Here is a 15,570-nt window from a genome sequence, read left to right on the forward strand (position 1 = left end):
GGTGACGGTCACGGTGGCCCGACGCCCCGGTCCGGCCACCCCGTCCGCGGGGCCCGTGGCGGGACCCGCCGCCCCCGTGCCGGCGGGTCCCTGTGTCGAGAATGTGCCCGGCCCCGGGGGCTGTTGAAGCCCCCGGGGCCGGGTTCAGAGGTTCATTTGAGGGTTCCGTAGGGCGGGTACGCCCGGCGCCGTAGGGGTGTCTGCCGAGGACCGCCGGTGCGCTCACGCCCGGGGACGGTCACGCCTCGTGGTGTTCGGACAGTCCGGGCCAGTCGTCCGGTCCGCCGCCCTGCCACTCGACGAGGTCGCTGTCCGCGACGTCCGTGACGTACAGGTCCGCCAGCCGCAGGATCTCGGCGACGTCGTCGGAATGGGTGGCGACGCCCAGCGGCTCCTCGCCCAGGGTGACCCGGCGGGAGCCGTCCAGGGCGGGTGCGTGGACCACGACGTGCGGGTGCTCGGTGGGAGGTGCCATGCCTCCAGGCTGCTGCGCCCGGGCCGGTCGCGCACCCCGGGCGCTGTGGCCGTCCGGCGGCGCGAGGCTGGGCGCGACAGTACGTTCGCGCCGCCGGACGGGGTCGGGGGGAGGGGGATCGGCCGTAGGGGACCGCGGCGGGTGCGACGGAGCCGGGGGCGGCCTCCCTCAGGTCGAGACGCCGCTTCCGGTTCCTTGACCACCGCACTGGCTCGCACACCGCCGCGGTCCTCGCCCTGACCGTGTCCGTGCCCGGGGCGACCACCCCTCATCCGGGTCGGCCCCGGGTGGTCGGGCACGGTCAGGGAGCTCAGTCCTCGCGCAGGGCGCGCACGGCCTCCTCCACGCGCCTGCCGTACTCGGGGTCGGCGGCGTGGAAGTGTGCGAGGTTCTTCTCGATCACGTCGTCGCGGGACACCTGGGACAGGCCCCCGGCGATGTTCGCGACCAGACGGGACTTCTCGTCCGCGGACATCAGCCGGTACAGCTCGCCCGCCTGGAAGAAGTCGTCGTCCTTGGTGTGCAGGGGCGCCGCGTGGGTGCCCGTGTGGCCGTGCACCGCGAGCGGCGCCGAGAGCGGCCGGCCGGTCTCGACCGGGCCGTCGTAGGAGTTCGGCTCGTAGTTCCTGGCGTACCGGCCCTGCGGGTTGGAGGCCATGAGGCCGTCCCGGCCGTAGTTCTCGGCGGTCGTGGCGCGGGGCGCGTTGACGGCGAGCTGCGTGTGGTTGACGCCCAGGCGGTAGCGCTGGGCGTCCGCGTAGGCGAACAGGCGGCCCTGGAGCATCTTGTCCGGCGAGGGGCCGATGCCCGGCACGAAGTTGTTCGGGGAGAACGCGGCCTGCTCGACCTCGGCGAAGACGTTGTCCGGGTTCCGGTCCAGGACCAGCCGGCCCACGCGCCGCAGCGGGTGGTCCGCGTGCGGCCAGACCTTGGTCAGGTCGAAGGGGTTGAAGCGGTAGTCCGCCGCCTCGGCCGCGCTCATGATCTGCACGTACAGCGTCCACGACGGGTGCACGCCCCGCTCGATGGACTGCAGCAGGTCCGTCTGGTGGGAGTTGGGGTCCTTGCCCGCGAGTTCCGCGGCCTGCTCGCTGCTCAGGCAGCGGATGCCCTGGTTCGTCTTGAAGTGGTACTTGACGAAGAAGGCCTCACCGCGGGCGTTGGTCCACTGGTAGGTGTGCGAGCCGTAGCCGTTCATGTGCCGGTAGGAGGCCGGGATGCCGCGGTCGCCCATCAGCCAGGTCACCTGGTGCGTGGCCTCGGGCGAGTGGGCCCAGAAGTCCCAGACGTTGTCCGGCTCCTGACGGCCCGTGAAGGGGTCGCGCTTCTGCGAGTGGATGAAGTCGGGGAACTTGACCGGGTCCTTGATGAAGAAGACCGGGGTGTTGTTCCCGACGAGGTCGTAATTGCCCTCGCCCGTGTAGAACTTCACGGCGAATCCGCGCGGGTCGCGCACGGCGTCGGCGCCGCCGAGGCTGTCGGCCACGGTGGAGAAGCGCAGGAACACCTCGGTGCGCCGGCCCACCTCGCCGAGGAAGTCGGCGTGCGTGAAGTCCGTGACGTCGTCGGTCACTTCGAAGTGGCCGTAGGCGCCCGAGCCGCGGGCGTGCACCACGCGCTCCGGGATGCGCTCGCGGTTGAAGCGCGCCAGCTTCTCCAGCAGATGCTGGTCCTGGAGCAGGAGCGGGCCGCCGACGCCGGCGGAGGCGGAGTTCTGGTTGTCGGCGACGGGGGCGCCGGACTCGGTGGTGAGCACGCGCTGCGACATCGTGACCTTCCGTACGAGAGGGCAGCGGAAAAGGGTTTCCGCTTTGTGGAGCCTAGGGTCGGGGCAATCGGAGCGTCAACAGTTTGTTGAAGCGCTGGGCAGGGCTGGTTCCGGGCGGCGCCGCCCCTCTGGGCGCGACAGGACAGGTGTCAGGGGCGGCACCGCCCGGGGTCTCGGGCCCCGGCGCGAGGAGGCCGGGAGGGAGGGTCAGACCTGGGCGCCGGAGAGGCGCTCCACGGCCCGCAGCAGCGCCGAGTGGTCCAGCCCGCCGTCGCCCTGGGCGCGCAGGGAGGCGACCAGCTGGGCGACCACGGAGCCGACGGGCAGGGCCGCACCGACGGTGCGGGCGGCGTCCGTGACGATGCCCATGTCCTTGTGGTGCAGGTCGATCCGGAAGCCCGGCTTGAAGTCGCGGGCGAGGAAGTTGTCCTTCTTGCGGGTCAGCACGGTCGAGCCGGCCAGGCCGCCGTTCAGGACGTCCAGGGCGGCCTTCAGGTCCACGCCCGACTTCTCCAGGAAGACGACGGCCTCGGCGCACGCCTGGATGTTCACGGCGACGATCAGCTGGTTGGCCGCCTTCACGGTCTGGCCCGAGCCGTGCGGGCCGCACAGCACGATCGTCTTGCCGAGGGCCTGGAAGAGCGGCTCGGCCTCGTCGAAGTCGGCCTGCTCGCCGCCCACCATGATGGACAGCACGGCCTCGATCGCGCCGGCCTCGCCGCCGGACACCGGGGCGTCCAGGACGCGGATGCCCTTGTCCCGTGCCGCCTTCGCCAGGTCGACCGACGTCTGCGGCGTGATCGAGGACATGTCGATCAGCAGCGCGCCGGAGCGGGCGTTGTCCAGGATCCCGTCGGGGCCGTAGGCGATGGCCTCCACCTGCGGGGACGCCGGGACCATGGTGACCACGACGTCGGCGTCCCGGACGGCCTCGGCGATCGAGGAGGCGGCCGTGCCGCCGGCCGCGGCCAGCCGGTCCAGCTTGTCCTGCTCCAGGGTGTGGCCGGTGACCTGGTAACCCGCCTTGATCAGGTTCTCGGACATGGGGGAGCCCATGATGCCGAGGCCGATCCAGGCGACCTTGGGGAGGGTGCTGCTCATGATGGGTGCCTTTCGGTGCAGGGGGTCAGCGGGGCAGCCAGTCGAAGGCCTCGGCGCTCGGGCGGTCGCCCGGCTTGTACTCGAGGCCCACCCAGCCGTCGTAGCCCGCCTTCTTCAGCCGGTCGAGGAGGTCCTCGAGGGGGAGCGAGCCGGTGCCGGGCGCGCCGCGCCCCGGGTTGTCGGCGATCTGGACGTGACCGGTCTTCGCGGCGAACCGCTCGATCACCGCCGGCAGGTCCTCGCCGTTCATGGACAGGTGGTAGAGATCCATGAGGAAGCGCGCGTTGCCCAGTCCGGTGGCCTCGTCGACCCTGTCGACGACCTCGACGGCGGCCGGTGCGGACACCAGCGGGTACCGCGGCGACTCGGGCTCGTTCAGCGCCTCGATCAGCAGCACCGCGCCGATCCGGTCGGCGGCGCGGGCCGCCAGGACCAGGTTCTCCAGCGCGAGAGCGTCCTGCTCGGCCGGGTCCACGCCCTCGACGCGGTTGCCGTACAGGGCGTTGAGGGCCGTGCAGCCCAGTGCGGCGGCGAAGCCGGCGGCCACGTCGATGTTGGCCCGGAACCGCTCGGACTCCTCGCCGGGGACGGACAGGGCGCCGCGGTCCGGGCCGGGAAGCTGCCCGGCGTAGAAGTTCAGGCCGGTCAGGCGGACGCCCGCGTCCTCGATCGCGCGCCGCAGCGCGTCGAGCTCGGACTGCGGGGGCGTGGGTGAGTCGACCCAGGGCCACCACAGCTCGACGGCGGTGAACCCGGCGGCCGCGGCGGCCGCGGGACGCTCCAGCAGGGGGAGCTCCGTGAAGAGGATCGACAGGTTGACGTTGAAGCGCTGGTCTGCGAATCCCATCGGGGCGGCGCTCCCTTCCGTGTCTTCCGCCCGGTCTGTTTCCGTATTGCGGAATCTTGTTTCTGCTTAACGGAAGACTGCCTGTGGGGTGCGCGGGCTGTCAAGAGGGGCTGCCGGAAAGCCCGCACCGCGCGTTAGGTTGAGCGCGTGCGACTGAGAGTGGAGTTCACGACCGAGCCCTTCGACCTCGACGAGGCCCCCGCGCACGCGGTGGTGGCCCGGGAGGTCGTGGAGGCCGCCGAACTGGACGCCGTGGACGTGGGTCCGTTCGGCAACACCGCCGAGGGCGGCGCCGACGCGGTGCTCGGCGCCGTGGACGCCCTGCTCCGCAAGGCCCTGGCGGCCGGTGCCACCCGGGTCTCGCTCCAGGTCAACGTGATCGAGGGGGACGCCTCGTGAGCGGCGCGGGCGACGAGCCGTTCATCGCGGCCGTCAAGCCCCTGGTCGACGCCATGGGCGGCGAGATGATCCCGCCCGACGAGGCCGGCCCCGACGACGTCGTGCTGGCCTGGCAGGGCCGCGACGCCGTCGCCGTGCGGCTGCCGCAGCTCGCCGACTCCCTCGACCACATCCTGGCGGCCATGGAGCGCCGCAAGGGCATGCCGCTGGCCGACCTCGACCGCAAGGCCAAGCAGGAAGTCGTCCGGATACTCGAGGCGCGCGGCGCCTTCTCCGTGCGGCACGGCGTGGAGACCGTCGCCGGCGCCCTGGGCGTCAGCCGCTTCACCGTCTACAACTACCTGAACCGCGAGAAGGGGGCCTGACGGGAGCGCTGCCGCCCGTCCGGTTTCGCGCCACCGAATTTTCAACAAACTGTTGACGTGCTGTCGCGGTTGGGCGTTAGCTATCGGCACGCCCGTTCAGCACGAAGGCCGTTGCCGGCCACGGAGGCTCCCGTGACTTCCACTTCCACGCCACCGGGCCTGGCCCGGTTCAACGCAGCGGAGGAGAACGCGGCCTTCACCGCGCTCCACGAGGCGTGCGCGTCCACGGCGTGGGCGAGGCGACTGCTCGCCGCCCGCCCCTTCCTGGTCCCCGAGGACCTGTACGCCGCGAGCGACGCCGCCACGGCGGAGCTGACGGCCGCCGACCTCGACGAGGCGATGGCCGGCCACCCGCCCATCGGCCGCCCCAAGCCCGGTGACCCCACCTCGGCGCGGGAGCAGAGCGGCATGGCCGGCGCCTCCGACGCGCTCAAGGCGGAGATGCTGGAGCTGAACCTCGCCTACCAGGAGAGGTTCGGCCACGTCTTCCTGATCTGCGCCACCGGCCGCACCGGCGAGCAGATGCGCGACGCGGTCCGGGAACGCCTCGGCAACACCCCGGAGCAGGAGCGGGAGATCGTCCGCACCGAACTGGGGAAGATCAACCGCATCCGCCTGGCCCGACTCGTCGAAGAGGACTGACCTCACCATGAGCACCTCCGCCACCGCGTCCGTGTCCACGCACATCCTGGACACCAGCGCCGGCCGCCCCGCCGAGGGCGTCGCCGTCCACCTGTCCGCCCGTTCGGGGCGCGCGGCCGACTGGCAGGCGCTCGGCGGCTCGGCGACCGACGCGGACGGGCGGTGCAAGGACCTGCCGGCCCTGCCGGAGGGAACGACCCACGTACGGCTCGACTTCGCCGTGGAGCCGTACTTCACCGACAAGCAAGCCGATGCGCAGCAGGACGCCCCCGCGAACCGGGACAGCGGCGCCGGTGTGTTCTTCCCGGAGGTGGCGATCACGTTCGCCGTCGTGCCGGGCGAGCACTACCACGTACCGCTGCTGCTCAACCCGTTCGGCTACTCCGTTTACCGAGGGAGCTAGCTACAGATGGCAGAAACTTCCCGCCCTGCCCGCCCTGCCCGCCCTGTGATCCTGGGACAGAACCAGTACGGCAAGGCAGAGAACCGAGTCGTCAAGATCACGCGGGACGGCGCCACCCACCACATCAAGGACCTCAACGTCTCCGTCGCCCTGTCCGGCGACATGGAGGAGGTCCACTACTCGGGCTCCAACGCCAATGTCCTGCCGACCGACACCACGAAGAACACGGTGTTCGCCTTCGCCAAGGAACACGGCATCGAGTCCGCCGAGCAGTTCGGCATCCACCTCGCCCGGCACTTCGTCACCAGCCAGCAGCCGATCCACCGGGCCCGCATCCGCATCGAGGAGTACGCCTGGGAGCGGATCGAGGCCTCCGACGCCAACTCGCAGTTCATCGGCGCCGACGACGTCAAGCACTCCTTCGTCCGCAAGGGCCAGGAGGTCCGGCTGACCCAGGTCACCTACGACGGCGAGAAGTGGGAGGTGATCTCCGGCCTGAAGGACCTCGTCGTGATGAACTCGACCAACTCCGAGTTCTGGGGCTACGTCAAGGACAAGTACACGACCCTGAAGGAGGCCTACGACCGCATCCTGGCCACCGAGGTGTCGGGCCGCTGGCGGTTCAACTGGACCGACGACGCCGAGCGCATGCCGAACTGGGAGAAGTCCTACGAGCAGGTGAGGAAGCACATGCTCCAGGCCTTCGCCGAGACGTACTCGCTCTCGCTGCAGCAGACGCTGTACCAGATGGGCGCGCGGATCATCAACCACCGCAGCGAGATCGACGAGGTCCGCTTCTCCCTGCCGAACAAGCACCACTTCCTGGTCGACCTGGAGCCGTTCGGCCTGAAGAACGACAACGAGGTCTACTACGCGGCCGACCGGCCCTACGGCCTGATCGAGGCGACGATCCTGCGGGACGGCCGCGAGGCGCGGATCCCCGAGGACCTCACCAACCTCTGACGCCCCCCTCCTTTTCGGCACCCGTGGCCGGGGGAACCCGTCTCCCGGCCACGGCACTCAAATCTCCGGGGTCCTGCCGTGCCCTCTCCACATCAGCGCAAAGGACGAACCATGGCAGCAGACCGGCGCATCGTCATCGAGAACTGTGCGATCGCGACCGTCGACGGACACGACACCGAGTACGCCTCCGGACACGTCGTCATCGCCGGCAACCGCATCGAGTCCCTCGGCGCGGGCCCCGCCCCCGAGGGCCTGCAGGACGTGGCCCGCCGCATCGACGCCTCCGGCCACCTGGTGACCCCCGGCCTGATCAACACCCACCACCACTTCTACCAGTGGATCACCCGCGGCCTGGCCACCGACCACAACCTGTTCGACTGGCTCGTCGCCCTCTACCCCACCTGGGCCCGCATCGACGAGCCGATGGTCCGCGCCGCGGCCCAGGGCTCGCTCGCGATGATGGCCCGCGGCGGCGTCACCACCGCCATGGACCACCACTACGTCTTCCCGCGGGGCTCCGGCGACCTGGCCGGCGCGATCATCGGGGCCGCCCGCGACATGGGTGTGCGCTTCACCCTCGCCCGCGGCTCGATGGACCGCAGCGAGAAGGACGGCGGCCTGCCCCCGGACTTCGCCGTGGAGACCCTCGACGGCGCGCTGGCCGCCACCGAGGAGACCGTGCGGCGGCACCACGACTCCTCCTTCGACGCCATGACCCAGGTCGCCGTCGCGCCCTGCTCGCCCTTCTCCGTCTCCACCGAACTGCTGCGCGACGGCGCCCAGCTGGCCCGCCGCCTCGGCGTCCGGCTGCACACCCACGGCTCGGAGACCGTGGAGGAGGAGAAGTTCTGCCACGAGCTGTTCGGCATGGGCCCGACCGACTACTTCGAGTCCACCGGCTGGCTCGGCGAAGACGTGTGGATGGCGCACTGCGTCCACATGAACGACTCCGACATCGCCGCCTTCGCCCGCACCAGGACCGGCGTCGCGCACTGCCCCTCCTCCAACGCCCGCCTCGCGGCCGGCATCGCCCGCGTCCCCGACATGCTCGCCGCCGGCGTCCCCGTCGGCCTCGGCGTCGACGGCACGGCCTCGAACGAGTCCGGCGAACTCCACACCGAGCTGCGCAACGCCCTCCTCATCAACCGCCTCGGCAGCCACAAGGAGGCCGCGCTCAACGCCCGCCAGGCGCTGCGCCTGGGCACCCACGGCGGAGCCCAGGTGCTCGGCCGGGCGGCGGAGACCGGCTCCCTGGAGCCCGGCAAGCTCGCCGACCTGGTGCTGTGGAAGATGGACACGCTCGCCCACGCCTCCATCGCCGACCCGGTGACCGCCCTGGTCTTCGGTGCGGCCGCCCCGGTCACCGCCTCCTTCGTCAACGGCCGCCAGATCGTCGAGGACGGCCGCCTGCTGACCGTCGACGAGGACGCGATCGCCCGCGCCACGCGCGACGAGGCCCGGCGCCTGGCGCGGATCGCCGCCGGAGCCTGACCACCCGGATACTCCGGCCGGGAGGGACGGCTCCCGGCCGGTGGCCGTGGACCCGAGCGGGGTCCGCGGCGGCTGTCTCCGGGGCGTGCGCCCATACGCGCGCCCCCGGAGACGGTCACCACCGTCCGCCGGTCCCGCACGACCACCCGCACCACCTCCTTGACACCCACGGGCGCCGCTCGGCGCAGCCGTGTAACCGACCGGAGGGACGCCGCCGTGGCCGACCACCCCGTTGACGAAAAACTCCCCGCGCTCAAGATGGCGACGACCGGCCTGCAGCACGTGGCCGCCATGTACGCCGGAGTCGTCGCCCCACCCCTGATCGTCGGCGCGGCCATCGGCCTCTCCGCCACCGACCTGACCTTCCTCACCGGCGCCTGCCTGTTCACCGCGGGCCTCGCCACCTTCCTGCAGACCCTCGGCATCTGGAAGATCGGCGCCCGGCTGCCCTTCGTCAACGGCGTCACCTTCGCCGGTGTCGCCCCGATGACCGCGATCGTCGCCTCCACCGAGGACAAGTCCGACGCCCTGCCGATCATCTTCGGCGCGGTCGTCGTCGCCGGCCTGCTGGGCTTCCTCGCGGCCCCCGTCTTCTGCAAGGCGATCCGCTTCTTCCCGCCGGTCGTCACCGGCTCCGTCATCACCCTGATCGGCATATCGCTGCTGCCCGTCGCCTTCGGCTGGGCCCAGGGGCCCAACCCGGCCGCCCACGACTACGGTTCGGCGACGAACCTCGCACTGGCGGGCGCGACGCTGCTGATCGTGCTGCTGCTGCGCCGGTTCACCCGGGGCTTCGTCAAGCAGATCGCCGTGCTGCTCGGCCTGGTCGCCGGCACGCTGCTCGCGATCCCCTTCGGCGTCACCGACTTCGGTCCCGTCGCGGAGGCGGCCGTCGTCGGCTTCCCCACGCCCTTCCACTTCGGCGCCCCGCAGTTCCAGCTCGCCGCGATCCTGTCGATGTGCGTGGTGATGGTGGTCTCGATGACCGAGTCGACCGCCGACATGCTCGCCCTCGGCGAGATCGTCGACCGCCCGGCCGACGAGAAGACCATCGCGGCCGGCCTGCGCGCCGACACCCTCGGCTCGGCGATCAGCCCCCTGTTCAACGGCTTCATGTGCAGCGCCTTCGCACAGAACATCGGCCTGGTCGCGATGACGAGGATCCGCAGCCGGTACGTCGTCGCCGCCGGCGGCGGGTTCCTGGTGCTGATGGGCCTGTGCCCGATGGCGGCCTCGCTGATCGCCGTCGTCCCGCGCCCCGTGCTCGGCGGGGCGGGGGTCGTGCTGTTCGGCTCGGTCGCCGCCAGCGGCATCCAGACGCTGGTGCGGGCCGGACTGGACAAGGACAACAACGTCCTGATCGTGGCCGTCTCCCTGGCGGTCGGCATCATCCCGATCACGGCGCCGGAGTTCTACCACGCCTTCCCGGAGACGGCCCGCATCGTCCTGGACTCGGGCATCTCGACGGGCTGCGTGGCGGCCGTGCTGCTCAACCTCGTCTTCAACCACCTGGGCGGGGGCGGCCGTGACGCCCAGGACGTGACCCACCCGATGGAGCCGGGCGAGGAGCTGACGGGCGTCCCCACCGCCCGGGCCGCCTCGTCCTGAGGACCCCGGCGTCCCCCGGGCCCCGCCCCGGCCGGTGTCACACCGGCCGGGGCCGCGGATTCGCGGGCCTCACGACCCGCCCGGCCCCCCCCTAGAGCCCCAACGGGCCCGGGTCCGACGCCAGCTTCCGGAACACCGCGGCGGGATCGGCGACCAGCTTGCGCCGCTCCAGGTCGAGGATCCCGCCGACCGCCGTGATCTCGGCGGCCACCGTGCCGTCGGCCTTCACCACCGCCTGCTCGATCCGGAACGTCTTGCCGCCGCCCCACTCGAAGGCGCAGGTCACCTCCACCTCGTCGCCCGCGAGCAACTCGCGCCGGTAGCGGATGGTCGTCTCCAGCGCGACCGGGCCCACGCCGCTGCCGACCAGGGCGCTCTGCGTGATCCCGGCGGCCTGGAGCAGCGCCCAGCGGGCGTGCTCGGCGTAGTTGAGGTACACCGCCTGGTTGAGGTGCCCCTGCACATCGGTCTCGTACCCGCGGACGGTGACGGGCACGGAAAACGGCTCGCTCACGGCTTCCCCTTCGCAACTCTCGTGCACTGCGCAACGATCCACCGATCCTGGCACGTCCGTCACGCCCGGCGCGGTGAGGCCAGGAGGTACCGGGCGCCGGTGCGCGGCTCGCGGTGCTCGCTCACCTGCCAGCCTGCGCCTTCGAGGGTGGCCGCGCAGGCCCGCAGCGCCCCCGGGTCCGGCTCGTGGACGGCGACGGCCTCCGGCTGCGGGGTGTCCCGCACCCGGTAGCCCCCGTCGTCCGGTCCGGCGGGGCGGTGCCCGGCCGCCTCCAGGGCCAGGGCCGCGGCCTGCACCAGGTGCGTCCGCTCCCAGCCGCAGGGCCGGTCCACCGAGCCGTCCGGGTTGGTCATCCGGCGCAGCTCCACCAACCCCTGCCAGGCGCTGTGCACCTCGCGGCGCCGCGCGGGGCCGGACGCCGGTGGCTCCGCCTCGCCCCCGGTGCGGGCCGCGAACACGCCCGACGGGGCGGCGGGGGTCCCGGCGGCGGCCTCGGGTGCCTGTGTGATGCCCTGGCGCACCCGGTGCCCCTCCGGGGTGAGGAAGTGGTCGTGCGGCGGTCTCGGGTGCCGGAAGGCGAACCCCCGCTGCACCAGCGCCGCGAGCTGCGCCGGTGTGCCCTTCAGCCGCCCGGTGACCGGGTCGGCGGTGTCGATGACCCGCCGCTGCGCGGCGGTCGGCGGTCGGGTCACGGCGCGCTCCTCTCCGGCGTCGGCAGGGCCCGGGGCGCTCGCCCCACCTGCCCGAAGGCTACGACCCGCCACTGACAACCGCCCCGCCCGCCCGGCTGAGGGCGCCGCCCGGCCGCGGGCCCCGGCCGGTCCCTGCCACCGGCCGTGGGGCTACTGCCGGTACCCGGCGAGGAACCGCCCGATGCGGCCGATCGCCGCCTCCAGGTCGTCGGCGTGCGGCAGGGTCAGGATCCGGAAGTGGTCGGGCGTGGGCCAGTTGAAGCCCGTGCCCTGCACCACCTGGATCTTCTCCCGCAGCAGCAGGTCCAGGACGAACTTCTCGTCGTCGTGGATCGGGTACACCTCGGGATCGAGCCGGGGGAACGCGTACAGCGCGCCCTTGGGCTTCACGCAGCTCACGCCCGGGATCTCGTTGAGCTTGCGCCAGGCCACGTCCCGCTGCTCCCGCAGCCGCCCGCCCGGCGCGGTCAGCTCGCCGATGGACTGCCGGCCGCCGAGCGCGGCCTGGATGGCGTACTGCGCGGGCGCGTTGGCGCACAACCGCATGGAGGCCAGCATGGTCAGGCCCTCCAGGTAGTCCCTGGCGTGCTGCCGCGGGCCGGTGACCACCAGCCAGCCGGAGCGGAAGCCCGCCACGCGGTAGGTCTTGGACAGGCCGCAGAAGGTGAGGACCACCAGGTCGGGGGCGAGCGCGGCGGCCGAGTGGTGCACGGCGTCGTCGTAGAGGATCTGGTCGTAGATCTCGTCGGCGAAGACCAGCAGGCCGTGACGGCGGGCGAGGTCGAGGATGCCCTCGACGATCTCCTTCGGATAGACCGCGCCGGTGGGGTTGTTCGGATTGATGATCACGACCGCCTTCGTGCGATCGGTGATCTTCGCGGCCATGTCGTCGAGGTCGGGGTACCAGTCGGCCCGCTCGTCGCAGAGGTAGTGGACCGCCCTGCCGCCCGCGAGGGTGGTCACCGCGGTCCAGAGGGGGAAGTCGGGGGCGGGGATCAGGATCTCGTCGCCGTCCTCGATCAGCGCCTGGACGGCCATCGAGACCAGCTCGGAGACGCCGTTGCCGAGGAAGACGTCGTCGACGCCGACCTCCAGGCCGAGCGTCTGGTAGCGCTGGGCGACCGCGCGCCGGGCGGACAGGACGCCGCGCGAGTCGGTGTAGCCGTGCGCCCGCGGCAGCATCCGGATCATGTCCTGGACGATCTCCTCGGGCGCCTCGAAGCCGAACAGCGCCGGGTTGCCGGTGTTGAGCCGCAGCACGCTGTGCCCGGCCTCCTCCAGCGCGTCGGCGTGCTCGATGACCGGGCCGCGGATCTCGTAGCAGACCTCGCTCAGCTTGCTCGACTGGCGGAACTCCATGCGCTGCTTCCCCTCTGGCGACTGGTGCTGCTTGGTTTTACCAAGTAGTCGCTTGGAAAGTCCAACAACTTGTCTAGACTGCCCCGCATGCCACCTCGCCGACGCTACGACCAGTACTGCTCCGTCGCCCGCGCCCTCGACCTGGTCGGCGACCGCTGGACCCTCCTGATCGTCCGGGAGCTCCTCGCCGGTCCCCGCCGCTACACCGACCTGCACGCGGACCTGCCCGGGGTCAGCACGGACGTACTCGCCTCGCGGCTGCGGGACATGGAGCGCGACGGCCTCGCGACCCGGCGCAGACTGCCCCCGCCCGGCGCCGTGTCCGTGTACGAAGTGACGGCCCGGGGGCGGGAGTTGCTGCCGGTGCTCCAGGCGCTCGGCGCGTGGGGCGAGGCGGAGCTGGGGGAGCGCAGGCCCACGGACGCCGTGCGCGCGCACTGGTTCGCCCTGCCGATGCTGCGCCTGCTGGACGGCGAGGGGCTCGTCGAAGTCGGCCTGGAGGAAGGCCGGTTCCACCTGTACGCCGGAGCCGGGCAGGGGCCGGTCTTCGGCGACGGGCCCGCCCCCGTGGAGCCGGACGCCCGGCTGGCCCTGGACACCGCCACGTGCCTGGCGCTGAGCCGCGGGGAGCTGGACCTGGCCGCGGCCGTCCGGGCGGGCCGGGTCCAGGTGAGCGGCGAGGGCGCGCTCGCCAAGGCGCTCAGGGACGCCTGAGCCGGTCCGGGGCGCGCACGCCCGGGCGGGCCGCCGCGCCCGGCGCGTGCCGCCCTCCCCGGTCCGTCCCGCCCGGCGGCGCCGCCGGAGTCCCGGCCGGCCGCGCCGTGCGCCCGGACGGCAGAAGGCCCGCACCGGGCGGGCCTTCTGAGGGAACGTCGGTCGCGGTCAGGCGCCGGGCGGTACCCGGGACGGCCGTCCCGAGCCGCGCGTCAGCGCGTGTCCGCCGACCCCGGCCAGCGCGGCCAGGACGCCGCCCAGCCCCGTCCACACCCACCGGTCCGACCACCAGCCGGAACTCCAGCCGTCCTCGGGTTCGAGGCCGGCCAGCACGGCCGCGTCCTCGCGCTCCTCCTCCGGCGCGTTCGCGATGCCCGGCACCAGCGGCTCGGACAGCGAGCCGTCCACCGCCGCGGCGCCCCCCGCGTCCTCGGACTCCACCCGCACCTCGGCGTCCACCGGCAGACCGAGGTCACCGGTGCCGACGCCGGTGGCCGTCAGGCGGAGGTAGTAGGTGCCCGGCAGGGGATCGGCGGCCCACGGTTCGGACCAGGCCCGGACCGTGCGCAGCGCGCAGGACAGCTCCACCGAGGCGGCGTCCGCGGCGGCGGTGCGCGTCTGCGCCCCGTAGCGGCAGGCCTGGCGGCGGCGCAGCCCGTCGTGGACGTCGATCTGCCAGGTCTGGGAGGCGTGGGTCTCCGGGAGCTTCACCGTCGCCCGGACCGTGGGGCGCTGCCCGGTGTCGGCCGGGAACGACCAGTACAGGTAGTCACCGGTGGAGGCGCTCGCCGTGGCCCGCTGCCCCTGCTCGATCTCCGTCGCGGTACGGAACGACGTACCGGCCCGCGAGGGGGCGGCGGAGCCGTCCGGCGACGGGCTCGGCGAGGAGTCGGCCGCCGCGGGGGCGGCGGCCAGGCCCGCGGTCAGCAGCGCGGCGATGGTCACACGCAGAACTCGCATCAGTTGGTCCTCCAGACCGCGACCCGCCAGCGCGACAGCCAGCCCCACACGAGACCGGCGAGGAAGCCGGCGAGAACGAGGACGCCGAGCAGCCACCAGCCGCGACCCAGACCGAAGGCGGCCACGTCGCCGGCCGGGTCCGGGGCGTCCACGACGTCCACCGTCAGCTCCAGCGGCAGCCCCGGAGTGGTCTTCACGCCGGAAGCCGCCGAGAAGGAGTGCGAGACCGCCAGGCAGACCGCCTCGGCGGGGGCCTCCTCGTCGTCGCTGTCGGCCTTCGGGTAGCGCAGACCGGTCGAGACGACGTCGGTGCGGCCGTGGCCCGCCGCCTCGCCGCGCACGATCTCGCGCCCCTTGGCGGTGACCGCCCGCAGCAGCACCCCGTGGCCGGGGTTCACGGCCCGGTCGGCCGCCACGGACACCGCGGCGCGCAGTTCCTGACCCGGCCGCACGTCCACCCGGTACCAGCGCTGCTGCCCGGACTCCGCACGGTCGCTGTAGAGGCCGGACTCCAGCGTCCGCGCCTGCGCGCACGCGGCGGCCCCCTCCGCCGGCACCGGCGTCACCACCGGGTCGGCCGCGCGCTCCACCAACTCGTTGACCTTGTCGGTGAGTTCGTCTTGGTGTTCCACGGAGGTGTAGGTGCCGCCGGTCGCCTCCGCGATGCAGCTGAGCTGCCGGCTCAGCTTGGCGGTCGGCACCAGTCCCAGGGTGTCGATGGTCATGCCGATGCCCTTCGCGGCGATCTCCCGGGCCACCTCGCACGGGTCGAGCGGGGCGCAGGTGTCCTCGCCGTCGCTGATCAGCACGATGCGCTTGGAGCCGTCGCCGCCGTCCAGGTCGCCGGCCGCCTTCAGCAGGGCCGGGCCGATGGGTGTCCAGCCGGTCGGGCTGAGCGTCGCGACGGCCGTCTTCGCCTCGGTGCGGTCCAGCGGGCCGACCGGATAGAGCTGCGCGGTGTCCTTGCAGCCGGTCCTGCGGTCGTCGCCCCGGTAGTCGGCGCCCAGGGTGCGGATGCCGAGCTCGACCCCCTCAGGCGTCGCGTCGAGCACCTCGTTGAAGGCCTGCTTCGCGGCGGCCATCCGGGACCGGCCGTCGATGTCGCGCGCCCGCATCGAGCCGCTCACGTCGAGGACGAGGTCGACCTTGGGGGCGTCCTGGCCCGTGGGTTCGCCGGCGGCCGCCCCGGCCGGGAAGGCGAGCCCGGCCGTGAGCGCGGCGAGCAGGGCGCACACGCCCGCCGCCAGCCGTGTTCTTGTGATCATCGGC

Annotated in this window: 17 protein-coding genes; 8 read left to right on the forward strand and 9 right to left on the reverse strand. The window is 72.8% G+C overall.

Going from position 1 to position 15,570, the window contains the following annotated elements:
• Positions 1–238: 238 nt before the first annotated feature.
• The 4 genes from ACFYWG_RS23035 to ACFYWG_RS23050 form a co-directional block, all read right to left on the reverse strand.
• Positions 239–475, reverse strand: coding sequence for a hypothetical protein (locus ACFYWG_RS23035; RefSeq protein ID WP_333936824.1), 237 nt, complete (start codon positions 473–475; stop codon positions 239–241).
• Positions 476–785: 310 nt separating this feature from the next.
• Positions 786–2,243 carry a catalase gene (locus ACFYWG_RS23040; RefSeq protein WP_389203206.1) on the reverse strand — a complete coding sequence of 486 codons (1,458 nt, stop codon included), beginning with the start codon at positions 2,241–2,243 and terminating at the stop codon, positions 786–788.
• 207 nt (positions 2,244–2,450) lie between these two features.
• Complete coding sequence (locus tag ACFYWG_RS23045; protein WP_389203208.1) at positions 2,451–3,344, reverse strand: 2-hydroxy-3-oxopropionate reductase; 894 nt, start codon at positions 3,342–3,344, stop codon at positions 2,451–2,453.
• Between the two features lie 25 nt (positions 3,345–3,369).
• Positions 3,370–4,191 carry a TIM barrel protein gene (locus ACFYWG_RS23050; protein ID WP_389203210.1) on the reverse strand — a complete coding sequence of 274 codons (822 nt, stop codon included), beginning with the start codon at positions 4,189–4,191 and terminating at the stop codon, positions 3,370–3,372.
• 147 nt (positions 4,192–4,338) lie between these two features.
• Here ACFYWG_RS23050 and ACFYWG_RS23055 point away from each other — a divergent pair, with 147 nt between their 5' ends.
• From ACFYWG_RS23055 to ACFYWG_RS23085, 7 genes are all read left to right on the forward strand, one after another.
• Positions 4,339–4,590, forward strand: coding sequence for a hypothetical protein (locus ACFYWG_RS23055; RefSeq protein WP_383498864.1), 252 nt, complete (start codon positions 4,339–4,341; stop codon positions 4,588–4,590).
• Positions 4,587–4,955 (forward strand): helix-turn-helix domain-containing protein, encoded by a 369-nt coding sequence (locus ACFYWG_RS23060; RefSeq protein ID WP_383498861.1) that lies wholly within the window; start codon positions 4,587–4,589, stop codon positions 4,953–4,955. Before ACFYWG_RS23055 ends, ACFYWG_RS23060 begins: the two co-directional genes overlap by 4 nt.
• Before the next feature lie 132 nt (positions 4,956–5,087).
• Positions 5,088–5,597, forward strand: coding sequence for a 2-oxo-4-hydroxy-4-carboxy-5-ureidoimidazoline decarboxylase (gene uraD / locus ACFYWG_RS23065; protein ID WP_376325527.1), 510 nt, complete (start codon positions 5,088–5,090; stop codon positions 5,595–5,597).
• A 7-nt stretch (positions 5,598–5,604) separates the two neighbouring features.
• Entirely contained in the window at positions 5,605–6,000 is a 396-nt protein-coding gene (uraH, locus tag ACFYWG_RS23070; protein ID WP_383498858.1) for a hydroxyisourate hydrolase, read from the forward strand.
• Between the two features lie 6 nt (positions 6,001–6,006).
• Positions 6,007–6,963: a factor-independent urate hydroxylase gene (gene pucL, locus ACFYWG_RS23075; RefSeq protein ID WP_389203214.1), complete on the forward strand. Its 957-nt coding sequence runs from the start codon at positions 6,007–6,009 to the stop codon at positions 6,961–6,963.
• Positions 6,964–7,074: 111 nt separating this feature from the next.
• A complete protein-coding gene (locus ACFYWG_RS23080; RefSeq protein WP_385414907.1) occupies positions 7,075–8,454 on the forward strand; it encodes an 8-oxoguanine deaminase in 1,380 nt (459 codons plus the stop codon).
• 216 nt (positions 8,455–8,670) lie between these two features.
• The gene (locus tag ACFYWG_RS23085; RefSeq protein ID WP_376325539.1) at positions 8,671–10,062 is read left to right on the forward strand and encodes a nucleobase:cation symporter-2 family protein; all 1,392 of its coding nucleotides are present in this window, start codon (positions 8,671–8,673) and stop codon (positions 10,060–10,062) included.
• A gap of 91 nt (positions 10,063–10,153) precedes the next feature.
• Here the strand turns inward: ACFYWG_RS23085 and ACFYWG_RS23090 are convergent, their stop codons facing one another.
• The 3 genes from ACFYWG_RS23090 to ACFYWG_RS23100 all read right to left on the reverse strand — a co-directional run bounded on the left by ACFYWG_RS23090 (position 10,154) and on the right by ACFYWG_RS23100 (position 12,627).
• A complete protein-coding gene (locus ACFYWG_RS23090) occupies positions 10,154–10,576 on the reverse strand; it encodes an acyl-CoA thioesterase (RefSeq protein ID WP_383498851.1) in 423 nt (140 codons plus the stop codon).
• A gap of 59 nt (positions 10,577–10,635) precedes the next feature.
• Entirely contained in the window at positions 10,636–11,268 is a 633-nt protein-coding gene (locus tag ACFYWG_RS23095) for a hypothetical protein (RefSeq protein WP_376325545.1), read from the reverse strand.
• Positions 11,269–11,418: 150 nt separating this feature from the next.
• Positions 11,419–12,627: a pyridoxal phosphate-dependent aminotransferase gene (locus tag ACFYWG_RS23100; RefSeq protein ID WP_389203217.1), complete on the reverse strand. Its 1,209-nt coding sequence runs from the start codon at positions 12,625–12,627 to the stop codon at positions 11,419–11,421.
• An 87-nt stretch (positions 12,628–12,714) separates the two neighbouring features.
• On the opposite strand from ACFYWG_RS23100, the gene ACFYWG_RS23105 reads away from it, so the two are divergent.
• Complete coding sequence (locus ACFYWG_RS23105; RefSeq protein WP_383498844.1) at positions 12,715–13,341, forward strand: winged helix-turn-helix transcriptional regulator; 627 nt, start codon at positions 12,715–12,717, stop codon at positions 13,339–13,341.
• Between the two features lie 168 nt (positions 13,342–13,509).
• Here the strand turns inward: ACFYWG_RS23105 and ACFYWG_RS23110 are convergent, their stop codons facing one another.
• Positions 13,510–14,301, reverse strand: coding sequence for a hypothetical protein (locus ACFYWG_RS23110; protein WP_383686090.1), 792 nt, complete (start codon positions 14,299–14,301; stop codon positions 13,510–13,512).
• On the reverse strand, positions 14,301–15,566 hold the full coding sequence (locus ACFYWG_RS23115; RefSeq protein WP_383498838.1) for a VWA domain-containing protein: 1,266 nt from the start codon (positions 15,564–15,566) through the stop codon (positions 14,301–14,303). Before ACFYWG_RS23115 ends, ACFYWG_RS23110 begins: the two co-directional genes overlap by 1 nt.
• Positions 15,567–15,570: the final 4 nt, after the last annotated feature.

It is taken from the genome of Streptomyces sp. NPDC003456, assembly GCF_042878735.1.
Taxonomy (GTDB): domain Bacteria; phylum Actinomycetota; class Actinomycetes; order Streptomycetales; family Streptomycetaceae; genus Streptomyces.